The following is a 20,061-nucleotide window of genomic DNA, read 5'->3' on the forward strand; positions in this document are numbered from 1 at the left end:
GCCCCAGCGCCGGTTTCGTGGCCTTCGCCGCGTACCCGAACGGTCGGCTCGCGTGCCCAGAGAGTCGGCACGCGTCCCGACTCCTCAGGTACGCGTGCCGACCCTCCAGGCACGCGTGCCGACTGTTCGGGTACGCCGGGCCGGGGCTGGTCAGGGCGGTGGGGTGGGAAGGCAGGGGGCGGGTAGGGGTTCCGGAAAGCAAGATTTAGACAGACGATCGTTTTAGACAGGGCTGGAGCCGAGTGACGCAGAGACGTGGGAGAGCGAGATGTCCGTTGTTGAGGAGTTCGGCGTCGAGGTGAAGACTCCCCGGCCGGATCTGCGGTCGCGCGTGGTCGAGCTCGAGCTGACCCGTGAGGCGGCGCAGGCCGGTCCGTCGAACAAGGCGACGGAAGCCCAGCACGCCAAGGGCAAGCTCACCGTCCGCGAGCGCCTCGACCTGCTCTTCGACAAGAACACCTTCCGCGAGATCGAGGGCTTCCGCAGGCATCGGGCGTCCGGGTTCGGCCTGGAGGACAAGAAGCCGCACGGCGACGGTGTCGTCACCGGCTGGGGCTTGGTCAACGGCCGCACCGTCTTCGTCTACGCGCACGACTTCCGCGTCTTCGGCGGCTCGCTGGGCGAGGCGCACGCCGAGAAGATCCACAAGGTCATGGACCTCGCCGAGTCCGCCGGCGCGCCCATCGTCTCGCTCAGCGACGGAGCGGGCGCGCGCATCCAGGAGGGGGTCACCGCGCTCGCCGGGTACGGCGGCATCTTCCGGCGCAACGTCCGGTGTTCCGGGGTCATCCCGCAGATCTCGGTCATGCTCGGCCCGTGCGCGGGCGGCGCGACGTACTCGCCCGCGTTGACCGACTTCGTGTTCATGGTCCGCGGCTCCGCGCAGATGTACATCACCGGGCCCGACGTGGTCCGCAGCGTCACCGGCGAGGAGATCACCCACGAGCAGCTCGGCGGCGCGGAGGTGCACGCGGGCGTCTCGGGCGCCGCCGGGTTCATGTACGACTCCGAGGAGGAGTGCCTCGAAGAGGTCAGGCACCTGCTTTCCCTGCTGCCGCAGAACAACCGCGAGCTGCCGCCGTACGTCCAGCCGGACGACCCGGCGTACCGGCGCAGTGAGTCGCTGCTCGACATCGTGCCCGCCGATCCCAACCAGGCCTACGACATGCGCGCGGTGATCGAGGAGATCATCGACGACGGCGACCTGTTCGAGGTGCACGCCTCCTGGGCGACCAACATCATCTGCGGCCTCGCGAGGCTCGACGGCCACGTCGTCGGCATCGTCGCGAACCAGCCCGCGTCGTACGCCGGCGTGTTGGACATACACGCCTCTGAGAAGGCCGCTCGCTTCGTTTCGCTGTGCGACTCGTTCAGCATCCCGCTGATCACGATGGTCGACGTACCGGGCTTCCTGCCGGGCAAGGAGCAGGAACACGGCGGCATCATCCGCCACGGCGCGAAGCTGCTCTACGCCTACTGCAACGCGACCGTCCCGCGCGTCCAGCTGATCGTGCGCAAGGCGTACGGCGGCGCGTACATCGTCATGGACTCGCGCTCGATCGGCGCGGACCTCTCCTTCGCCTGGCCCACCAACGAAATCGCCGTCATGGGCGCGGAGGGCGCGGCGAACGTCGTGTTCCGCCGCGAGATCGCCGCCGCCGAAGACCCCGACGCCGCGCGCGCCGAGCGCATCCAGGAGTACTCCGACGAGCTGATGCACCCGTTCTACGCCGCCGAGCGCGGGCTGGTCGACGACGTGATCGACCCGTCGGTCACCCGGCAGACGCTGGTCGACGCGCTCGCCATGCTCCGCACCAAGCACTCGCGGCTCCCGTCGCGCAAGCACGGGAACCCGCCGGCATGAGCGCGCCGCTGCTGGTCGTCACCAAGGGAAACCCGGACGACCACGAGATCGCCGCCGCCACGGTCGCCGTGCTCGCGTTGCTCCAGCCCGCGAAGCGCACCACACCCGAGCCCGCCCGCGCGCCCGGCTGGGTGCGCGACGACGGCTACACCCCGCCCGGTTTCTGGGCCACCAGTCGTTGACGAACCAAACGCAGCAACCGAGAAAGGGAACCTCATGACCGGCAGTGCCTGGATCCGCAACTTCCACCCGGCGCCGGACGCCGCCACGCGTCTGGTCTGCTTCCCCCACGCGGGTGGGTCCGCGCCGTTCTACTTCCCGGTGTCGCGCACCCTGTCGCCGGAGATCGACGTGCTCGCCATCCAGTACCCGGGCAGGCAGGACCGCCGCACCGAGCCGCTGATCGACGATGTCCGGCTGCTGGCCGACGCCATCGTCGGCGAGCTCGAGAACGGCTGGCTGGACAAGCCCGTCACGTTGTTCGGGCACAGCCTGGGCGCCAACATCGCGTTCGAGGTCGCGCTGCGGCTCGAAGCGCAGGGCATCGTGCCGCTCGGCCTGTTCGCCTCCGGCCGCCGCGCGCCGTCGATGCACCGCGAGAACGAGGTCGTGCACAAGTCGAGCGACGACGGGCTCATCAACACCCTCAAGAAGATGAGCGGCACGGACGCGGCGATCCTCGGTGACGAGGAGGTGCTCCGGATGAGCATCCCGGCGATCCGCAGTGACTACAAGGCGGCCGAGACCTACCGCTACGCCGAGGGACCCAAGCTCAAGACCCCGATACTGGTGCTCACCGGCAACACCGACCCGGAGGTCACCCTCGACGAGGCGCGCGGCTGGGCGAACCACACCCGCGGCGAATTCAGTTTGCAGGTCTTCACCGGTGGGCACTTCTACCTCAACGAGCACGCGCCGGCGGTGATGGCGGAGATCTCGAAGCACGTCCAGGAGGCATGACCCCAGCGAGCATCACCGGCCGGCGGGCACCCGAGACCTCGGGGGCCCGCCGGTTTTCGTTGCCCCCAGCTTTCGTCCGGCAACGTCAAAAGTGTCTGCAAATGAATACAAGAGAACCGTTTGACGATCCGTTCGCAGATATTCGCCAAATCTGTACTCGGTACTAGATTTTGTTCTCACCAGATGCGAAAGTCCTGCTCAGACGGTGTTCAAAAGCACTTGAAATGTCAGAAATCGACACTCTGGAGCGGCAGCGCGCCGAACTTCACCGACTAGGGGTACTGGTGTACGGAGAGCGTGAACACCAATACTGACGGCCAGTCCCAAGCTGGCCGGACAAGTGCGCCAAATTCCCATACGGTCGTACTAGTTCCAAGTGTAAGACGTATGTATGATCGAGCTGAACGGACCGCCTGAGGTCCCCGCGCCCCGAGAGGGGGGAAGATGCCAGTGCGACCCGAACCGGGCCTGATGGCCACTGTCATGGCGGACGGACAGCTGGAGCTCTTCTCCGAGCAGAGTGGTGCCCGGTTCCGGTGCAGCCGGGTGGGTACCGCGATGTGGATCGCGCTCCGGCAGCACGACGGCAACCTCGACGCTGCCGCGCGCATGCTGGCCACCCTGTGGGACCGCCATCCCGATCATATGAAGGCCGACATGGACCTCTGGGTCGGCGAGCTGCGTGACGCCGGTCTCATGCGCAACGAGGTCTGAGCCTCCTTCCGTCCCGCGAACATCGACGAACACGAAGCGCACGGCGAACCCGCCGTGCGCTTCGTCGCGTTCGGGGACGATTCTCGTTGACCCGTAAGGGTTTGTTCCGCTCGCCGGTGCGTCCCCCATTCTTCCCTTAGCGCGAATGGGTGCCCGATGACCGCTCGCGGGCGCGGTGTGTTCGCTGGTGACGATCATGACGGCCCGCGGATGTGGGTCTTGACCTGCGGTTCGCTCGGGCCTGTCGTGGCGGGCCGTGAAACCGCTCGGCCGGAATCCATTATTGATAAATCTGTATAAGATTAGCCGTCGCGCATTCAAAGAATTGCGGGAGAGCGTTTTCAGACGCTTGTCATAGGCGTTGTCGGCTCGTCACGGGAAGTGTTCAAGGTGTCGCATAGACCTCTGTCTTAGACGGTCATCTAGTCTGATATGTCCAACTTGTCTGTTTGTGGTGACCCCTTGTAGGGGGTGCTTTTGATCTGCCCGTCGCGAAGTTTCCAGCTTCAAGCTGCGGATTCGTCGGCCGATCGCACTCGAAGGCCGTCTCCTGTGCGGCTGTCGGACAGCGCGGACCGTCACGGGCGTCCTCACGATTTGTGGTCGCGCACAACGCAACGTGGTTTCTGTGTAAGACGCTTGTATATTGGTTTCGGATGGCGTTTAATGGGTTCCAGAACGGCAGCCCGGAGCGCAGGTTTTCCAGGGCGCAAGCGAGGGAGACAGTGAGATGCGACTGGCAGAACGCGGCAGCGAGTGGGAGACCCTGAACTCCGCATACGGTCAGGCCGCGCGGCGTCAGGGCCGGGTCGTCGCGGTGGGCGGGCCGGGTGCCACCGGCAAGTCCGCGCTCCTGCGTGCCTTCGCCGCGCACGCCACCTCGGCAGGCGCCGTCGTGTTCAGCGCCACCGGTTCCGCGTCGGACCACCGCCTGCCGCTGGGCCTCGCGATGGAGCTCTTCCGTTCCGCCGCGCTGCCCGCAGAGCTGGCGAGCCGCGTCGAGGCCGCGCTCAAGCCCGAGTCCTTCACCGAGCACGCCACCGAGCTGTGCGCCGCCATCCTGGAGCTCGCGCAGCACACCACGGTCGTGCTGACGGTCGACGACCTGCAGTACGCCGACGTCGAGAGCCTGCGCGTGCTGCTCTACCTGCAGCGCCGCATCGCCTCCGCCCGCGTCCTGATCGTGCTCAGCGAGTGGCAGCAGCCGCGCTCGGTGCATTCGATGGTCTACGCCGAGCTCATGCGCTCCCGCGAGATCATCCGCGTCTCGGTCGCCCCGCTGTCGCTGAAGGCGGTCACCGAGGTGCTCAAGAGCGAGCTGGACCAGCTGACCGTCGCCCGGCTGGCGACCTCGTTCCACGCCGTCTGCGGCGGCAACCCGTTCCTGCTGCGCGCGCTGGTCGAGGACCACCTGGCCCGCGCCGAGGCAGGCCCGCACCTCATCGTCGGCCGCCACGCCACGCACGCGCTGCTCACCTGCCTCACCCGCTGGGAGCCGCGCCTGCTGGAGGTCGCCCGCGGTGTCGCCGTGCTGGGCGAGTACTCCTCGGCCACCGCGCTTTCGCAGCTGCTGGAGATCGAGCCCGCCGCCGTGGCGCAGGCGCTGACCGCGCTGAACGCGACCGGCGTGCTCGACGACTGCCGCTTCCGGCACCCCGAGTTCCGCGTCGCGGTGCTGGCCGAGATGGACGACGAGGGCGAGTCGGCGCTGTTCGTCCGCGCCGCCACCGTGCTCTACCACGAGGGCGCCACCGCGTCGCACATCGCCGACCACCTGCTCTCGGCCGGTCCGGTCGAGCAGGAGTGGGTGGTCGAGGTCCTGCAGGAGGCCGCCACCAGCGCCATCGCCGAGGACGACGTGCTGCGTGCCGTCGACTGCCTCGAGCTCGCCCAGCAGGTCTGCGAGGACGACCGCCGCCGCGCCGGCCTCACCGCGATGCTCGCCAGGGTCCAGGGCCTGACCAACCCGGCCGCCAACGTCCGGCTGCTCGCGCCGCTGCGCTCGCCCGCCGCGCAGGCCGAGGTCCGGCGCCGGCTGCTGGGCAACGGCGAGTCCGCCGAGGACACCGCGCGCGTCGCGGCCGAGCTGGAGCTGACCGCCAAGTGGGTCCGCTTCGCGCACCCGCCGGTGCTGACCGTCCTGGAGGGCGGCGCCACCGGTGAGCACCACGAGCCCGTTCCCGCGACCGAGCTGGACGCGGACAACCTCACCACGTTCATCGGCCCGGAGGCCGTCGTGTCGGCCGAGCAGGTGCTGCAAAGCGCTCGAGTCGGCGACACGACGCTCGAAGCGGTCCTCTCGGCGCTGTTCACCCTCATCTACACCGGCGGGGCCGAGAAGGCCGGTCAGTGGTGCGAGACGCTCGGCGCGCAGGCGCGGGCCCAGCGCGCCAAGGCGTGGACCGCGGCGCTGTCCGACGTCCGCTCGCACATCGCGCTGCGCGAAGGTGACGTCGTCGCGGCCGAGCGCCACGCCGCGCAGGCGCTCGCCGGCATGTCCGCCAAGGGCTGGGGTGTCGCCGTCGGCTCGCCGCTGGCGCACCGCCTGTACGCGCTCACCGCGATGAACAAGCTCGAAGCCGCCGAAGAGCTGGCCGGGTTCCCGCTCCCGGAAGGCATCGCCGACACCCGCTACTGGCCGCTCTTCCTCCACGCCCGCGGCCGGTTCAACCTGGCGACCGGCAGGCTGCACGCCGCACTGGCCGATTTCCGCACCTGCGGCGCGCTGCTGGAGGACTGGGGCCTCGACTTCCCGGCCTTCCTGCCGTGGCGCGGCGACCTGGCCCGCGTGTACGTCCGCCTCGGCCGCACCCAGACCGCCCGTGACCTGATCGCTGCCCAGCTCGGGCTGCCGACCGGCGACGTCACCCGCGTGCGCGGCACCTCGCTGCGCGCGCTGGCCGCCGCCAGCGAACCGCACCAGCGCGTCGCCATCCTCACCGAGGCCGTGCCGGCGCTGCAGGAGTGCGGCGACCTCGTCGAGCTGGCGCACGCGCTCGGTGAACTCGGCCGCACCCACCACCTTCTCGGCGACTACGGCAAGGCCAGGCTCCTGGTCCGCCGTGCCTCGGAAATCGCGCGAAGCTGCCACGTCGAGCTGACCGCGGACGAGACCCCCGATTCGCTGCCGTCCATCGTGCACAACGAAACCCTTTCGCCGCTGAGCGAAGCCGAGCGCGCCGTCGCGTCATTGGCCGCGCAAGGCCACACGAACCGGGAAATCAGCCGCAGGCTGTTCATCGCGATGAGCGCGGTCGAGCAGCACCTGACCCGGATCTACCGCAAGCTCAACGTCACCACCCGTTCCGCACTCGCCGCCGAGCTGCCGATGGCACTCGCCACGACGGCGTCCTAGAACCCGCTCCCCGGGAAAGACGGAAGCCCTCTTTGGAATCCCGGCGATTCCGAAGAGGGCTTCCGACATTTGTGCCCGAAGAGACGGCAAGTGTGCCTAAAGAGTCGTCACGCCTTTATCTGTCCTATTGATGAACGGCAAAAGAAAAAAGGCCCGCCCGGTATGTGGGCGAGCCTGGGAAAAGGGGTGGGTTTGTCAGGTTCAGGGGGTGGCTGCCGACTTCGGCTCGAGTGACGTGCCCGACATGATCGTGCGCAGCGCCTCGGCCAGGTCGTGCCCGGTCGGCGCCGTCTCGGGGTCGACCAGCCACTGGGCCATCACGCCGGTCAGCAGCGCCTGGTGGAAGCAGCCGAGCACCCAGGCGCCCTTGGGGTCCTCGTCCTCGTCGATGCCCTGGAACATGGCGGCCAGTCCGGGCCTGGCGTGCTTGTTCGCCTCGGTCAGCGCGTTGCGGACCTCGGGCACGTGCTCGATCTGCGCCAGGATCTCGAAGTTCGCCGACCAGAGCTGCCGGTGGGTGCCGAACAGCTCGACCACCTGCACCCAGATGGCCTCGAACCGCTCCAGCGGCGTCGCGTCGGGGTGGGTGTCGACGGCCATCGCCCGGCCGAGCTCCATGCCCCATTCCTCGGTGGCCTGCATGAGGGCCTCGTTCAGCAGCGCTTCCTTGGATCCGAAGTGGTAGCCGATCGAAGCGAGGTTGGTGCCGGAAGCCGCCACGATGTCCCTGGCGGTGGTTCGCGCGTACCCCTTCTCGATCAGGCAGCGCTTGGCTCCTACGAGCAGATCCTCACGATGTCCCATCCGCTTACCCTACCTCAAGTACCACACACACGTCCGAACGAACTTGGCGGTGAGCGCGGCCCGGGGCACCGAGCTTACGAATAGGCCATTCGGTTTAATCGGAAATCGTTGTCCGACTCTATTTTAAAGAGTTAGTAAAGGAATTCGGCCGCCAGTGTGAGCGGAGTGGAAAAAGTGCCGCGAAGACGTGCACGGGTAGGGGATATTAGGGGTGTGGCCAGCCAGTTCGCGCGGTTAGCCTTGGCGCACAGTTGACACATTCCGGGCACTCATCGATTCGACCGAATTGTGAAAACGCCTGTCGGAACGTAACAACCAAGTGTTCTATCCGGAATCGAGATCACCGGATACCCGGCTGAAGTCCTTGAAGGAGTGTGGATGACCACGCGACCCCCCAACCTGGTGGACACCCTGCACGTCCGGTTGCTCGTCGACAACTTCGCGGCCTGCTTCCGGTTCTACAACGCGATCCTGCCGAAGCTGGCGGGTTCGACGCTCGCGAAGGGCGTCGAGGACGGGCCCTACGCGCGCTGGGACATCGACGCGGCCACCCCGCAGCTCGCGCTGCTCGACCGCGGCATCATGGCGGCCATGCTCGGCCAGGAGAACGTCGACACGATCGGCGACCCGTCACTGCTGTGCCTGCGCACCGCCGACGTCGACGGCGCGCAGCGGCTGTGCGAGGAGCACGGCGCGATCGTGCTCAGCCCGGCCCGTGACCGGCCGGAATGGGCGCCCGACACCAGGATCGCGTACCTGCGCGACCCTGGCGGCAACCTGATCGAACTGCAGTGCTCGCCGGACTGATCGCAAGCGTTCGGGTCGTGAGTCGGCTGGGGCTAACGGCATGAAAAACGGCCGGTGTGCGGGAAACCGCACACCGGCCGTTTTCAGTCTTTGGCTAGTTCGATCGCCGCGACGGGGCACACGGCGATCGCGTCGAGGACGCCCTGCCGGTAGTCCTCGTCGGGGTTCTCGTCGAGGACGACGAGCCTGCCGTCGTCCTCGTCCTGGTCGAAGACGGCGGGCTCTGCGAAGACGCACGAGCCCGTGCCGACACACCGTTCACGGTCATAGAGGATGCGCAAGCCACTCACCACGTCACCGGTAGTTCGTACATGCCGAAAATCAAGGCGTCGTGCTTGTAGGCGGAGTCCGGCACCTCGCCGTGCAGGCGCAGGCCGGGTATCCGCGAGAACAACGCGTTGAAGATGATCTCCAGCTCCACCTTGACCAGGCTGGCGCCGGGGCACTGGTGGATGCCGTGCCCGAACGACGCGTGCCCCTTGGTGTCGCGGCAGACGTCGAGCATGTCCGGGTTCTCCCAGCGCTCCTCGTCGCGGTTGGCGGAGCCGTTGAGCGCGATGATCCCGTCGCCTGCCGGGATGGTCACGCCGGACACGGTGATGTCGTGGGGCAGCACCCGCGCGGTGGCGTGGTCGGAGATGCTGGCGAACCGCAGCAGCTCGCCGACCGCGTTCGCGGTGAGCGTCGGGTCGTCCTTGAGCAGCTGCAGCTGGTCCGGGTTCTGCAGCAGCGCGACCGTGCCGAGCGACACGACGTTCGCGATGGTGTCGAACCCGCCGAACAGCAGCACGCGCGCGAGCGCGACGACGTCGGAGTGCGCGAGGTTGCCCTCTTCGTTGTTACGCGCGACGAGCCTGGTCAGCAGGTCGTCCTTGGGGTTGACGCCGCGGTCGGTGACCAGCTTGTCGAGGTAGGCCTCCATCTCCTGCTGCGCCATGCCGATCTCCATCGGCGTGACCTCGCGGTTGGTGGTCAGCTCGGCGTAGTTGCGGAAGAAGCTGGTCTCGCTGGCAGGCACGCCCAGCAGCTCACAGAAGACGAGCGAGGGCACCGGAACGGCCAGCTCTTCGACGAGGTCGACCGGGCCGCCCTTGGCGAGCATCGCGTCGATGTGCTCGTGCACGATCTTCTCGATCTTCGGCCGCAGCGCCTGCATCCGCTTCGCGGTGAACTCGGGGATCAGCATCCGGCGGCGCACGGTGTGGTGCGGCGGGTCCATCGCGACCAGCGGCAGTTCCATCGCCTGCAGGATGTCGTCGGGCACGGCGACCGGCAGCGGGTAGCCCGGTTCCTTCCAGTTGGAGCTCAGCGTCGAGTCGGTGAGCACCTTCCGGACGTCGTCGGCCTTGGTGATGATCCACACCTGTTTGCCGGAAACCCGCAACGTCACCTTGGAAACCGGCTCCTCCGCGCGCAGGCGCGCGTACTCTTCCGGCATTTTGAACGGGCATGGGCGCTTCATCGGGAAGAGCGGAGGCTGCTCGGTCCCGGTGGCTTCGAACTGGGTGACGACCTCGGTCATGGGACGAAGACCTTCCCGGATCAGGGCAAGAAAGGTGGTTACGCTGTGACGCTAAGGCCACCGGCAGGGGGTGGCACACCCCTAGCCGCCCCTAACCTCGTCCCGCCGGGCCCGGTCGGCGGCCCTGGGCAAGCCGCCGACCGGGTGAGCACTCACCGCAGATGGGATGCCACGGCGTCCGCCGCCTTGCCGACGCCGCCGTTGGCGCGTACCTCCCGGCTGAGCACGGCAAGCCGTTGCGCCACAGCGGGATCGTTCGCCACCTGGTCCACAGAGGACCGCAGCGCCGCCGCCGTCACCTGGTCCGACGGCAGCTGGACGCCGGCGCCGAGCTCTTCGAGCCTCGCCGCGTTGCCGAACCCGTCGGTCGCGAACGGGATCGCCACGGTCGGCACCCCGAACCACAACGATTCGGTGCTCCCGCCCATCCCGGCATGCGTGACGAACGCCGACGCCGCTTCGAGCACAGCCAGCTGCGGCACGCTCCGGTGCACCTCGAAGTTCGCCGGGACGTCCCCGAGGTCCGCGAGGTCGATCTTGTTCCCGACACTCAGCACGACATGCCAGCCCGAGTCACGGAACCCCTCGATACAGGCACGGTAGATGTCGAGCTGATCGGTCACCGCGGTGCCGAACGACACCAGCAGCACCTTGGCGCCGTCGGGCGCCGTCCAGCTCCGGTCGGCCAGCCTGCCGGGATCCAGGCAAGGCCCGACGAACTCGACATGCTCCCCGACACGATCCGCGTTCGGCTGCATCGCCCGCGGGATGAGCGACAGGACGTTCGCCGGATGCGAGAGCCACGCGAACGGCTCGGCGTCGATCCCGTTCTCGGCGAGCCATTCGCCGTACACCTTGAAGTAGGCGGCACCCGACTCCGACGCCCGAAGCCCGTCGATGAACTCCGCGAAGTCCTCCTCGTAACCGTCCCAGGCGACGTAGGTGGGAGAGAGCTGCAGCGCCGGCACGCCATAGCGATGCCCGAGCACCGGCGCGGCCAGCCCGCCGATGTCATAGAGAAAGAGTTCAGGCCGGTCCTCGTCGTAGGTCTCGATCAGCTTCGGCAGCACGGCGATGTTCTCGTCGAGGAAGATCCGCATCGCCGCGCCGGCGTCCTCCGGCCAGTCGGCCTCGGCCCCCGGCAGCTGGGAAGCGTGCGCGACCGGCTCGGCGCCGGTCGGCGTGATCAGGTCGACGAGCCGCTCGCCCATCGCGTAGGTCACCCGGTGCCCCCGGTCGACCAGCTCACGGATGAGCGCGAGCGACGGGTAGATGTGCGACGGCGCGGTGCAGCCGATCATGGAAATATGGTGGCGCATGGGTATGAACGTCCTGTCGGAGCAGTAGGTGTCCGACGGCGCGCAGAAGAAGGGGGCCTGCCCTATCGGCGGGCGGCCCGAAGAGTCACGCCGTCTCAGGCAGTGCGCAGGCGGCTGAATGCGATCATGAAACCCACCCTACAGACTCACGCAACCGCTTTAAGAGGTCGTGAGTGTTTTCGCCGGTTCTTGAGGGGAACGCCAAGGTGGCGTGATCGTCGGCTCGGCGTGGGGTCGTGAGTGATGCGGCCGGTTCTAACCGGCGAAAACACTCACGACCCCTTCTTCGGCCGCCTCGCTCGTGTCAGGGGCGTGGTCCGGCGTGGGTGAGGGCCTACTTCACTCGGATCCGTGGCGTGAGGGCCTAGTTCGACCGTATATACGGGTGAGGGAGGCCCCCACCCGCTCGGCTCGGGTGAGGGAGGCCCCCACCCGCTCGGCTCGGGTGAGGGAGGCCCTCACTCGAACCGAGCGTGGATGAAGGCTCCCTCTCATACCTGGGCCTAGTGCCTGGGTGAGTGCGGTTTGCGTCGTCCAACGCCGCAAACCGCACTCACTCCGCCCTGAAACGGGTCACCAGCCACCCCGGCCACGGCCGAGCACACCAGACACGCCACCTTTGACCTTCCGCTCAAGAGAACCGGCCGTACCACTCACGACCCCTTCCTACCTCAGAGCCTCGGCCGACTTCGCGACCTTGTGCACCCGGTACCCGAGCAGCAGCAGCGCGATCCCGTACAGCAGCGCGAACACCCCCAGCACCGCCGCGATCCCGATCACCCCGGCGATCGGCTGCAGCAGGATCACCAGCCCGGCGATCACCGAGAGCCCGCCCGCGAGGCCCAGCCACACCTCGCCCTGGATCTGCTTGCGCAGCCGCACGGCGGTGACGATCTCGCCGACGCCGGTCACCACGGCCCACGCGCCCGCCATGATCGCCAGCGCCAGCACGGTGATGCCCGGCCACACCACGGTCATCACCGCGAGGATCACGCCGATCGCGCCGGCGAGTCCCGTCGCCGGGCTCACCTGCCTGCGGAAGGCGGCGACCAGCAGCCCGATCCCGTCGATGAGCGCGTAGACGGCGAACAGCACCGCCAGCCCGAAGACGGTGGCGATCGGCCAGATCAGCGCCAGCAGGCCGAACAGCACGGCGAGCACGCCGCGCGCGATGAGCAGCCCGGTCGTTTCCCTGGCCAGCACCAGCATCCGAATCCTCCTCAGTACCCGCGCACGATGGATAGAAGCTAGCGCCGGGCGGATAGTGCCGCCCGGCGGAACGGCCCATGCTCAGCCTGGTGGGTGACTTGAGCGTGGATGTCGAGCTGGGGCGCGACGGCGTCTGGGTGCTGGCTCTGCGCGGCGACCTGGGTCGTCATGGCGCGCGCATACTCGACGAAACCTTGCTCGGCATGCTCGACCACCGTCCACGGCTGCTGGTCTTCGACCTGTCCCTGCTGACGTCGGTGCGGCCGGACGGGCTGCCGGTGCTGCTGCGGCTCGCGTTCACGGCGGGGGAGCTCAGCGTCGGGTGCTGCCTGGTCGGCGCCGACCAGGCCGAGGTGACCGGGCCGCTCGAGAAGACCGGCTGGCTCGACCTGTTCGAGGTGTATCAGACCGTCGGTGACGCGGTCAGCGCCCGCGGCTGAGCTTCAACGTTTCCGAGGGCAGTTTTCCATACTTGGCGCGGTAAACCTCGGCGAAGCGTCCCATGTGGACGAAGCCCCAGTCGGCCGCGGCCGCTGTCACGGTGGTGCGCGGCGAGCCCGCCCGCAGTACCTCGTCGATCCTGGCGAGCCGGATCTCCCGCAGGTAGTTCATCGGCGAAAAACCCGTGCTGTGGTGGAAACCGTCGTGCAGCGCGCGGACGCTGAGCGCGACCGCCGAGGCGAGCAGCGACGGCGTCCAGGGCTGTTCCGGCTGCTCCTCCAGCAACTCGACCGCCAGCGCGATCGCCCGGTTCGGCGCGGGCCGGCGTGGCTCGACGAGCTCGGCCGAGTAGGTGTTCGGCTGGCCGAGCAGCAGCCCGTCGAGCATCAGGTACTTGACGGTCTCCGCCGCCAGCGGATGGGAGAGCAGCCCGTCCGGGCGCCGGGAGTCGGCTTCGGCCAGCCGCACGGTCTGCAGCCATGCCCGGCCCGCCGCGGTGGTCAGGTCCAGCCCCGGACTGAACCCGACCGGTTTCGGTGCCGGGCGGCCGAGCAGCCGTTCCAGCGCCAGGTGCACGGTGGCCGGTGGGAATTTCAGGCAGATCTGGCCGCAGCCGCCACCCCAGTCGAGCGTGGCGGCCATGCCGGGCTGATACACCGTCGCCATCGCCACGGTGCCCGACACCGGTTCGATCCCGGACATGACCGACTCCACGTGCCCGGACAGGGGGACGTTGATGTGATAGCCGGCGGTTTCGGGAGTGCTGAGCCGGAGATCCCGGCCGAAGGCGAGGAAGCCCGCGGTGAACTCGCCCAGCCGGAGCAGGTTGAGCCGCATGCCGATCGGCACCGGGCGGCCCAGGTGCTTCGCCTTGACCGGAAGGTACGTCTCGGTCAGCGCGTCGCAGGCCTCGTCGAGATCGTCCGTGCGAAGCATCGGGTGCGTGCTGAACGCTTCTTCGGCGCCGGTTGTCATGACTGCCCCAGGATATCCCTTTCGGGCGGCTGCCTGTACCGATGCAGAACACCGATGCCTTTTTTCACGCCTATATATAAGGGTGGCGCGCGACGATCGTATGGTCGCCGCCCGGCTAGGGTTCATCCCGCTTCCAAGCACACACAGGTGGGGAGAAACCTCGTGAAACGTCTTGTTTTCGCCGTGGTGGCCGCCGCGACGCTGGCCTCGGGGCTGGTCGCGACGCCTGCCGTCGCGGCGCAGGCGGCCATCGCGTGGGGACCGTGCGACAACCCGGTCCTCGTCAACGCCGGCGCCGAATGCGGCTACCTCGACGTGCCGCTCGACTATCGCAAACCGGCGGGGGAGAAGATCCAGCTCGCCGTCAGCCGCGTCAAGCACAAGGTGCCCGACGCGCAGTACCAGGGCGTCATGCTCACGAACCCGGGCGGACCGGGCGGATCGGGCCTGACGCTGGCGACGCGGGGCACGCGCGTGCCGAAGCACGCTGGCGACGCCTACGACTGGATCGGCTTCGACCCGCGCGGCGTCGGCTCCAGCAAGCCGGCGATCTCGTGCGACCCGAACTACATGGACTACAACCGGCCGAACTACCTGCCGCTCACGCCCCGCCTGGAGAAGACCTGGCTCGCCAGGTCGAAGGGCTACGCCGACGCGTGCGCCGCGAAGAACAGCAAAGCCTTGCTGGAGAACATGAAGACGACCGACACGGTCAAGGACATGGACTCCATCCGGCAGGCGCTCGGCGCGGAGCAGGTCAACTTCTACGGCTTCTCGTACGGCACCTACCTCGGCCAGGTCTACGGCACCACGTATCCGAAGAACGTGCGCCGGATGATCCTCGACTCGACCGTCGACCCGCGCAACGTCTGGTACCAGGCCAACCTGAACCAGGACGTCGCCTTCGACGTGAACCTGAACATCTGGTTCGGCTGGGTCGCCTCGCACGACGACGCGTATCACCTCGGCAAGACCAAGGCCGAGGTCAAGCGGGTGTTCGATGAACAGCTGCTGAAGCTGTCGTTCAACGCGGCGGGCGGCGTCGTCGGGCCGGACGAGTGGCTCGACGTCTTCCAGCAGGCCGCGTACTACCAGCTGCGCTGGCCGGTGCTGGGTGACGCTTTCGCCCGGTTCGTGAACAACGGCGACTGGCAGAACATGAAGACGCTGTTCGAGAACTTCGGCGGCCGCGGCGACGACAACGGCTTCGCGGTGTACCTCGCGGTGCAGTGCACGGACGTCCAGTGGCCCGCTTCGTGGCAGCAGTGGAAGATCGACAACTGGAAGACCTTCGCGAAGGCGCCGTACTACACCTGGCAGAACGCCTGGTTCAACGCGCCGTGCCTCTACTGGCCCGCGAAGGCCGCCAAGCCGGTCCACGTCGACGGCCGCGGGGTGGCGAGCGTGCTCATGATCGACGAGACGCTCGACGCGCCGACGCCGTTCGAGGGCAGTCTCGAAGTCCGCAGCCGGTTCCCCGGCGCTTCGCTGATCTCGGAGCCCGGCGGCACCAGCCACGCCATCACGCCGCGCGGAAACGCCTGTGTGGACGACAAGATCGCGGACTACCTCCTCACCGGCGCGCTGCCCACGCGCAAGCCTGGCCGCACGGCGGATGTCGAGTGCGCGCCGCTGCCGCTTCCGGTCCCGCTGCCGCCGGCGGCAGCCCGATCCGCGGCGGCGGGCCCGGCTTCGCCCGACAGTGTGATGGGCATGCGGACGGGTAAGCACTAGCGAACACTGAGTATCCGGCGCGAGCGTTACGAAATCCAATTCGTAACGCTCGCGCCGAGTCGTTTTCGGGCGCTTGACAGGTATGTGGGTTTACTGCTTTCGGCCATTGGCCGGGGCGGCGGCCGGTGCTCGTCCGTTCGGCCCATCCGGGTTTTGAGTACTTTTCGCGTTCGGTGTTGCGTGGTGGATTATTACGGTGTTTCGGTTCACGTAACAACCCGGAACGTGAACAAGACGTATCGCTGCGTTCCTATCGATTCAGTGAAAGAAGTGTGAACCCTGGTTTGCCTAATGTCGTTTCGTGAGAACTGACAGCAAAACGTCATCAGTTACCGTCGAAGGCCCTTTCTGGACGCATGTGTATCTTGGTCTGGACCAGAGGTCCGGTACCCGGCGCCCGGCGCGAACCTGTCGTGCAGCCGGACAGATTCGCGTCCGGGAGGGGTGAGCGGTCACTCACCCTCTCATCGCAGGTGGCGCTAGCTTTCCAGGGGTTTTGTGACAACGTTTTTTTAAGCCGCGTCCCAGCGAGCGGGGCGCTGTTGATATTCACCCACTTGGCATAGTCGGCGGGTAACTGTCCAACCACACCAGGTATTACTGGTGGGCACATCGACCCGAACCACGAAAAATCGATCACCAATCACCCTCGACCGGTAACATAATCCTTCACGGTCTCACTCTTATGGGGCTAAACTCGGCTATGGCTGGACAGGGCCGGGTCAGGCGAAGGTCGACATCGGCGTAGGTAATCACCAGTGCGCATAATGGGCCTTTTGGGGGTTGACCGCATGGCGTTCGCCGAACACCGCGACGCAATGGACGTATTGACGCGTCTACTCACCGAGGCTGCCGACGGGAACGGCCAACTCGTGTTGGTCGGCGGTGGTCTCGCCACCGGCAAGACCGAGCTATTGCATGAGTTTTCACGCTACGCAATCGATTCCGGAGCGTTGTTACTCACCGCTACCGGATCGCGGGCCGAACGGGCCCTGCAGACCGGCGTGATCGACCAGCTCTTCCACAGCTCAGGTCTCCCGACCGAAGTCGCGGACCGTGTCCTCAAGCTCATCACCGCCGATTCGCTCGCCGAGGGGGACGCGAACACCGACGTCTCCACCATCCAGCACACCGGCGTCAAGGTCGTTCACGAGATCTGCACGGCGTTGCTGGAACTCTCGCGCGAGCGGCCGGTGGTGATCGGCATCGACGACGTCCAGTTCGTGGACAGCTCGTCGCTGCAGCTGCTGCTGTACCTCCGGCGGCGGATGAATTCATCGCGGGTGTTGATGATCCTCAACGAATGGGAGCGCCCGCAGCCCACCCTCCCGCTGTTCCGCGCGGAGGTGACCCGCCGGGAGCACCACCTCATCCGGCTCGAGCCGCTGACCGAGCAGGGCGTGGCCGATCGCGTCGCCTCGGTCGCCGACGCGGACAAGACCGCGGCGGTCGCGAAGTTCTACCACGAGGTCAGTGGCGGCAACCCGATGCTCGTCAACGCCCTCATCGAGGACTACCGCGCGAGCACCCCGACCGCCGAGGGCGAGCCCGCCGTCGGTGTCGCCTTCGGCCGTTCCGTGCTCGCCTGCCTGCACCGCTGGGAGCCGAGGCTCCTCGATGTCGCGCGCGGACTCGCCGTGCTCGGCGCCGAGGGCACGCCCGCGATGATCGGCCGCCTGATGGGCATCAAGTCCGAAGCGGTCATCCAGGTGATCGACATCCTCACCGCGGCAGGCCTGCTCGGCGACGGCAAGTTCCGCCACACGGTGGCCGAAGCCGCCGTGCTGGACAGCCTCTCGCCGGACGAGCGCTCACGCATGCACATCAGCGCGGCGGGCCTGCTCTATCAGAAGGGCGCGGCCTCGTCCGAGGTCGCGCGCCACTTCATCGCCGCAGACAAGGTCGTCGGCAGCTGGTCGATCGCGGTCATGCGCGACGCGGCCGAGCAGGCGGTCGTCGCCGACGACGTCAGCCTCGCGGTCCGCTGCCTCGAGCTCGCGCTCGACGCCAGCACCGACGAGCGCGAGCGCGTCGAAGTCACCAAGGCGCTCGCCAGGGTGGTCTGGCGGATCAACCCGTCGGTCGCCTCCCATTATCTGGAGCCACTGCGCGTCGCCGCCCGCGAGGGCAGGCTCACCCGCCGCGACGCGGTCACGGTGATCCGCAATTCCCTGTGGCAGGGCGACAAAGAGACCGTCCTCAAAGGAATGGAGGTGCTCGACACCTCCACCGGCGTCGCGGACCTCCAGCTGGCGGCCGAGCTCCGCGTCGCCTACCAATGGTTCTACGGTCTCCCGTGCGCCCACTTCCGCAACGTCGACGACGACCCGTCCCCGCCCCAGCCCGTCCCGGAGGGCATGTGGTCCGGCGCGGCCAACACGCTCGGGATGAGCAACTCCAACACCCAGCGCGCCCGCGAGGCCGCGACGGCCAGCGCCGAGCACATCCTGCAGAGCTGCCGCCTCGGCGACACCTCGCTGGAGGTGCTGGCGACGGCCGTACTGGCTCTCGTCTACGTGAACAAGGCAGGCAAGGCCGCGTCTTGGGTCGACGCGCTGATGGACGAGGCCGTCCGCAGGCGTGCCACCACCTGGCAGGCCATGCTCGGCAGCATCAGGGCGGACATCGCGCTGCGCAGGGGGCAGCTCGCGACAGCGGTCCTGCACGCCGAAACCGCCCGCAACCTGTTGCAGGCCCAGAGCTGGGGCGTCCTCATCGGCTACCCGCTGACGACGTTGCTGCTCGCGAACACCGCGATGGGCAGGCTCGACGCGGCCGCCGAGGTCCTCAAGCAGATCGTCCCGGACGCGATGTTCTCCACCCTGTTCGGCCTCCGCTATCTCCGTGCCCGCGGGCACTACTATTTGGCGGCCGACCGGGTGCTGGCGGCGATCAGCGACTTCCAGACCTGCGGCAAGCTGATGCGCGAACGCGACCTCGACGTACCAGGGCTCGCCCCCTGGCGCAGCGACCTCGCCGAAGCCAACCTCCAGCTCGGCCGCAAGGCCGTCGCCCGCGAACTGGTCGCCGAGCAACTCGAGCGCTCCGGCCCGGTCGACTCCCGCACCCGCGGCATCTCGCTCAGGGTGCTGGCGGCCTCCAGCGACCTTCCGCAGCGCCCCGCGTTGCTGCGCCAGGCCATCGAGTGCCTCCAGATCTCGGGTGATCGTCTCGAGCTGTCCCGCGCACTGGCCGACCTGAGCCAGGTCCACCAGGAGATGGGCGAGTTCGACCGGGCCCGCATGATGGCCAGGCGTGCCGCCCAGGAGACCAAGGCCTGCCAGTCCGGAGCCTTGCCACCCCAGCAGCTGCCCCGCGAGCGGTCGGCGGGCGAGGTCGTCAAGGAAGCCGACACCCAAGCCGACATCTCAGGCGCCCCGATCCTCTCGGACGCCGAGCGCCGCGTGGCGTTGCTGGCGGCACTGGGTCACACCAACCGCGAGATCGGCCGGCGTCTGTACATCACGGTCAGCACGGTCGAGCAGCACCTGACCCGCGTCTACCGCAAGCTCAGCGTCCACAGCCGAGCGGACCTCCCAGCCGGGCTGGCCCTGCACGGCGTCTCGGAGATGGTCGACGCCGACGGAACCGCCGTCGACATGAGCAACACCTACTGACCGACTGCTTTCCCCGCCGGGGCCCGGACTTCGTCCAGGCCCCGGCTCCCATTTCCACCCTCGTACGCGTTGCCGGGTTTCGCCTGTGCGCCAAGGGGGTCGTGAGTGGTACGGCCGGTTCTAACCGGCCTAAACACTCACGACCCCCGCGTGCGCGCATCGGAGCGCAGCACCCCTGCGGTGCGACTTTGCTTGCGTTGCGGGCGGTTATTGGAAGGGAACCCAAAGGTGGTGTGTCGGCTGTGGCTTTGTCGGATACCCGAGGGGCGGGATAAAGCCCGCTTTACTCCGCGAGGGTCGTGAGTGTTGCGGGTGTCAGGGCCGACGTGAGGGGACCCCTCGGTGCGTATGCCGCACCCAGGGGTCCCCTCACGTCACGCCCGCGAGCGAACACGCCACACTCGTCCTTCCCTCAATAACCGGCCGCAACGCTCACGACCCAAGTCGCTGGCGTTGCCTGCGCGCGAGTGCCGAGTTTGGGGCGTCCACCGTCCCAAACTCGGCTTTCGCTTGTATGCCAAGGGGGTCGTGAGTGGTACGGCCGGTTCTAACCGGCGTAAACACTCACGACCTCCGTACGCAAAGTTCGCGCGCCGCCGCTTCCGGTTGGGTTTTGCTTGTATGTAAGGGAAACCTGCGATCCTGTGAAGCCCGGCGCTTTCCGTGGCTAAGCGGACGGACCCCGAAAGTGTGGTCGTGCGCGTTGCGGGCGGTTCTAACCGCCCGCAACGCGCACGAGT

The 20,061-nt window shown here is 67.7% G+C and carries 15 protein-coding genes; 9 read left to right on the top strand and 6 right to left on the bottom strand.

What is annotated here, in order from left to right; translation table 11 throughout:
- The first annotated feature begins 268 nt into the window (after window positions 1-268).
- The 5 genes from AB5J62_RS07650 (at window position 269) to AB5J62_RS07670 (ending at window position 6,893) form a co-directional block, all read left to right on the top strand.
- The gene (locus tag AB5J62_RS07650; protein ID WP_370947426.1) at window positions 269-1,864 is read left to right on the top strand and encodes an acyl-CoA carboxylase subunit beta; all 1,596 of its coding nucleotides are present in this window, start codon (window positions 269-271) and stop codon (window positions 1,862-1,864) included.
- A complete protein-coding gene (locus AB5J62_RS07655; protein WP_370947427.1) occupies window positions 1,861-2,046 on the top strand; it encodes an acyl-CoA carboxylase epsilon subunit in 186 nt (61 codons plus the stop codon). The genes AB5J62_RS07650 and AB5J62_RS07655 overlap by 4 nt, the downstream gene beginning before the upstream one ends.
- A gap of 34 nt (window positions 2,047-2,080) precedes the next feature.
- Window positions 2,081-2,824, top strand: coding sequence for a thioesterase II family protein (locus tag AB5J62_RS07660; protein WP_370947428.1), 744 nt, complete (start codon window positions 2,081-2,083; stop codon window positions 2,822-2,824).
- A 444-nt stretch (window positions 2,825-3,268) separates the two neighbouring features.
- A complete protein-coding gene (locus tag AB5J62_RS07665) occupies window positions 3,269-3,538 on the top strand; it encodes a PqqD family protein (protein ID WP_091294748.1) in 270 nt (89 codons plus the stop codon).
- Between the two features lie 730 nt (window positions 3,539-4,268).
- A complete protein-coding gene (locus tag AB5J62_RS07670; RefSeq protein ID WP_370947429.1) occupies window positions 4,269-6,893 on the top strand; it encodes an AAA family ATPase in 2,625 nt (874 codons plus the stop codon).
- Window positions 6,894-7,094: 201 nt separating this feature from the next.
- Here the strand turns inward: AB5J62_RS07670 and AB5J62_RS07675 are convergent, their stop codons facing one another.
- Window positions 7,095-7,697: a TetR/AcrR family transcriptional regulator gene (locus AB5J62_RS07675; protein WP_370947430.1), complete on the bottom strand. Its 603-nt coding sequence runs from the start codon at window positions 7,695-7,697 to the stop codon at window positions 7,095-7,097.
- A gap of 378 nt (window positions 7,698-8,075) precedes the next feature.
- Here AB5J62_RS07675 and AB5J62_RS07680 point away from each other — a divergent pair, with 378 nt between their 5' ends.
- A complete protein-coding gene (locus AB5J62_RS07680) occupies window positions 8,076-8,504 on the top strand; it encodes a VOC family protein (protein WP_370947431.1) in 429 nt (142 codons plus the stop codon).
- Between the two features lie 83 nt (window positions 8,505-8,587).
- On the opposite strand, the gene AB5J62_RS07685 is transcribed toward AB5J62_RS07680, so the two are convergent.
- The 4 genes from AB5J62_RS07685 to AB5J62_RS07700 form a co-directional block, all read right to left on the bottom strand.
- A complete protein-coding gene (locus tag AB5J62_RS07685) occupies window positions 8,588-8,785 on the bottom strand; it encodes a ferredoxin (protein ID WP_091295119.1) in 198 nt (65 codons plus the stop codon).
- 5 nt (window positions 8,786-8,790) lie between these two features.
- Entirely contained in the window at window positions 8,791-10,026 is a 1,236-nt protein-coding gene (locus AB5J62_RS07690) for a cytochrome P450 (protein ID WP_370947432.1), read from the bottom strand.
- A gap of 152 nt (window positions 10,027-10,178) precedes the next feature.
- On the bottom strand, window positions 10,179-11,345 hold the full coding sequence (locus AB5J62_RS07695; protein WP_370947433.1) for a macrolide family glycosyltransferase: 1,167 nt from the start codon (window positions 11,343-11,345) through the stop codon (window positions 10,179-10,181).
- Between the two features lie 666 nt (window positions 11,346-12,011).
- Window positions 12,012-12,554, bottom strand: a complete 543-nt coding sequence (locus AB5J62_RS07700; RefSeq protein ID WP_370947434.1) for an HdeD family acid-resistance protein — start codon at window positions 12,552-12,554, stop codon at window positions 12,012-12,014.
- Window positions 12,555-12,643: 89 nt separating this feature from the next.
- Between AB5J62_RS07700 and AB5J62_RS07705 the strand changes: the two genes are divergently transcribed.
- Window positions 12,644-12,994 (top strand): STAS domain-containing protein, encoded by a 351-nt coding sequence (locus AB5J62_RS07705; protein WP_370947435.1) that lies wholly within the window; start codon window positions 12,644-12,646, stop codon window positions 12,992-12,994.
- Here the strand turns inward: AB5J62_RS07705 and AB5J62_RS07710 are convergent.
- The gene (locus AB5J62_RS07710; RefSeq protein WP_370947436.1) at window positions 12,978-13,970 is read right to left on the bottom strand and encodes an AraC family transcriptional regulator; all 993 of its coding nucleotides are present in this window, start codon (window positions 13,968-13,970) and stop codon (window positions 12,978-12,980) included. The two genes, AB5J62_RS07705 and AB5J62_RS07710, sit on opposite strands and share 17 nt — an antisense overlap.
- A 162-nt stretch (window positions 13,971-14,132) precedes the next feature.
- Between AB5J62_RS07710 and AB5J62_RS07715 the strand changes: the two genes are divergently transcribed.
- Window positions 14,133-15,704, top strand: a complete 1,572-nt coding sequence (locus tag AB5J62_RS07715) for an alpha/beta hydrolase (RefSeq protein ID WP_370947437.1) — start codon at window positions 14,133-14,135, stop codon at window positions 15,702-15,704.
- An 818-nt stretch (window positions 15,705-16,522) separates the two neighbouring features.
- Complete coding sequence (locus tag AB5J62_RS07720; RefSeq protein WP_370950203.1) at window positions 16,523-19,321, top strand: AAA family ATPase; 2,799 nt, start codon at window positions 16,523-16,525, stop codon at window positions 19,319-19,321.
- The last annotated feature ends 740 nt before the right edge of the window (window positions 19,322-20,061 follow it).

The organism is Amycolatopsis sp. cg5, assembly GCF_041346955.1.
GTDB lineage: Bacteria > Actinomycetota > Actinomycetes > Mycobacteriales > Pseudonocardiaceae > Amycolatopsis.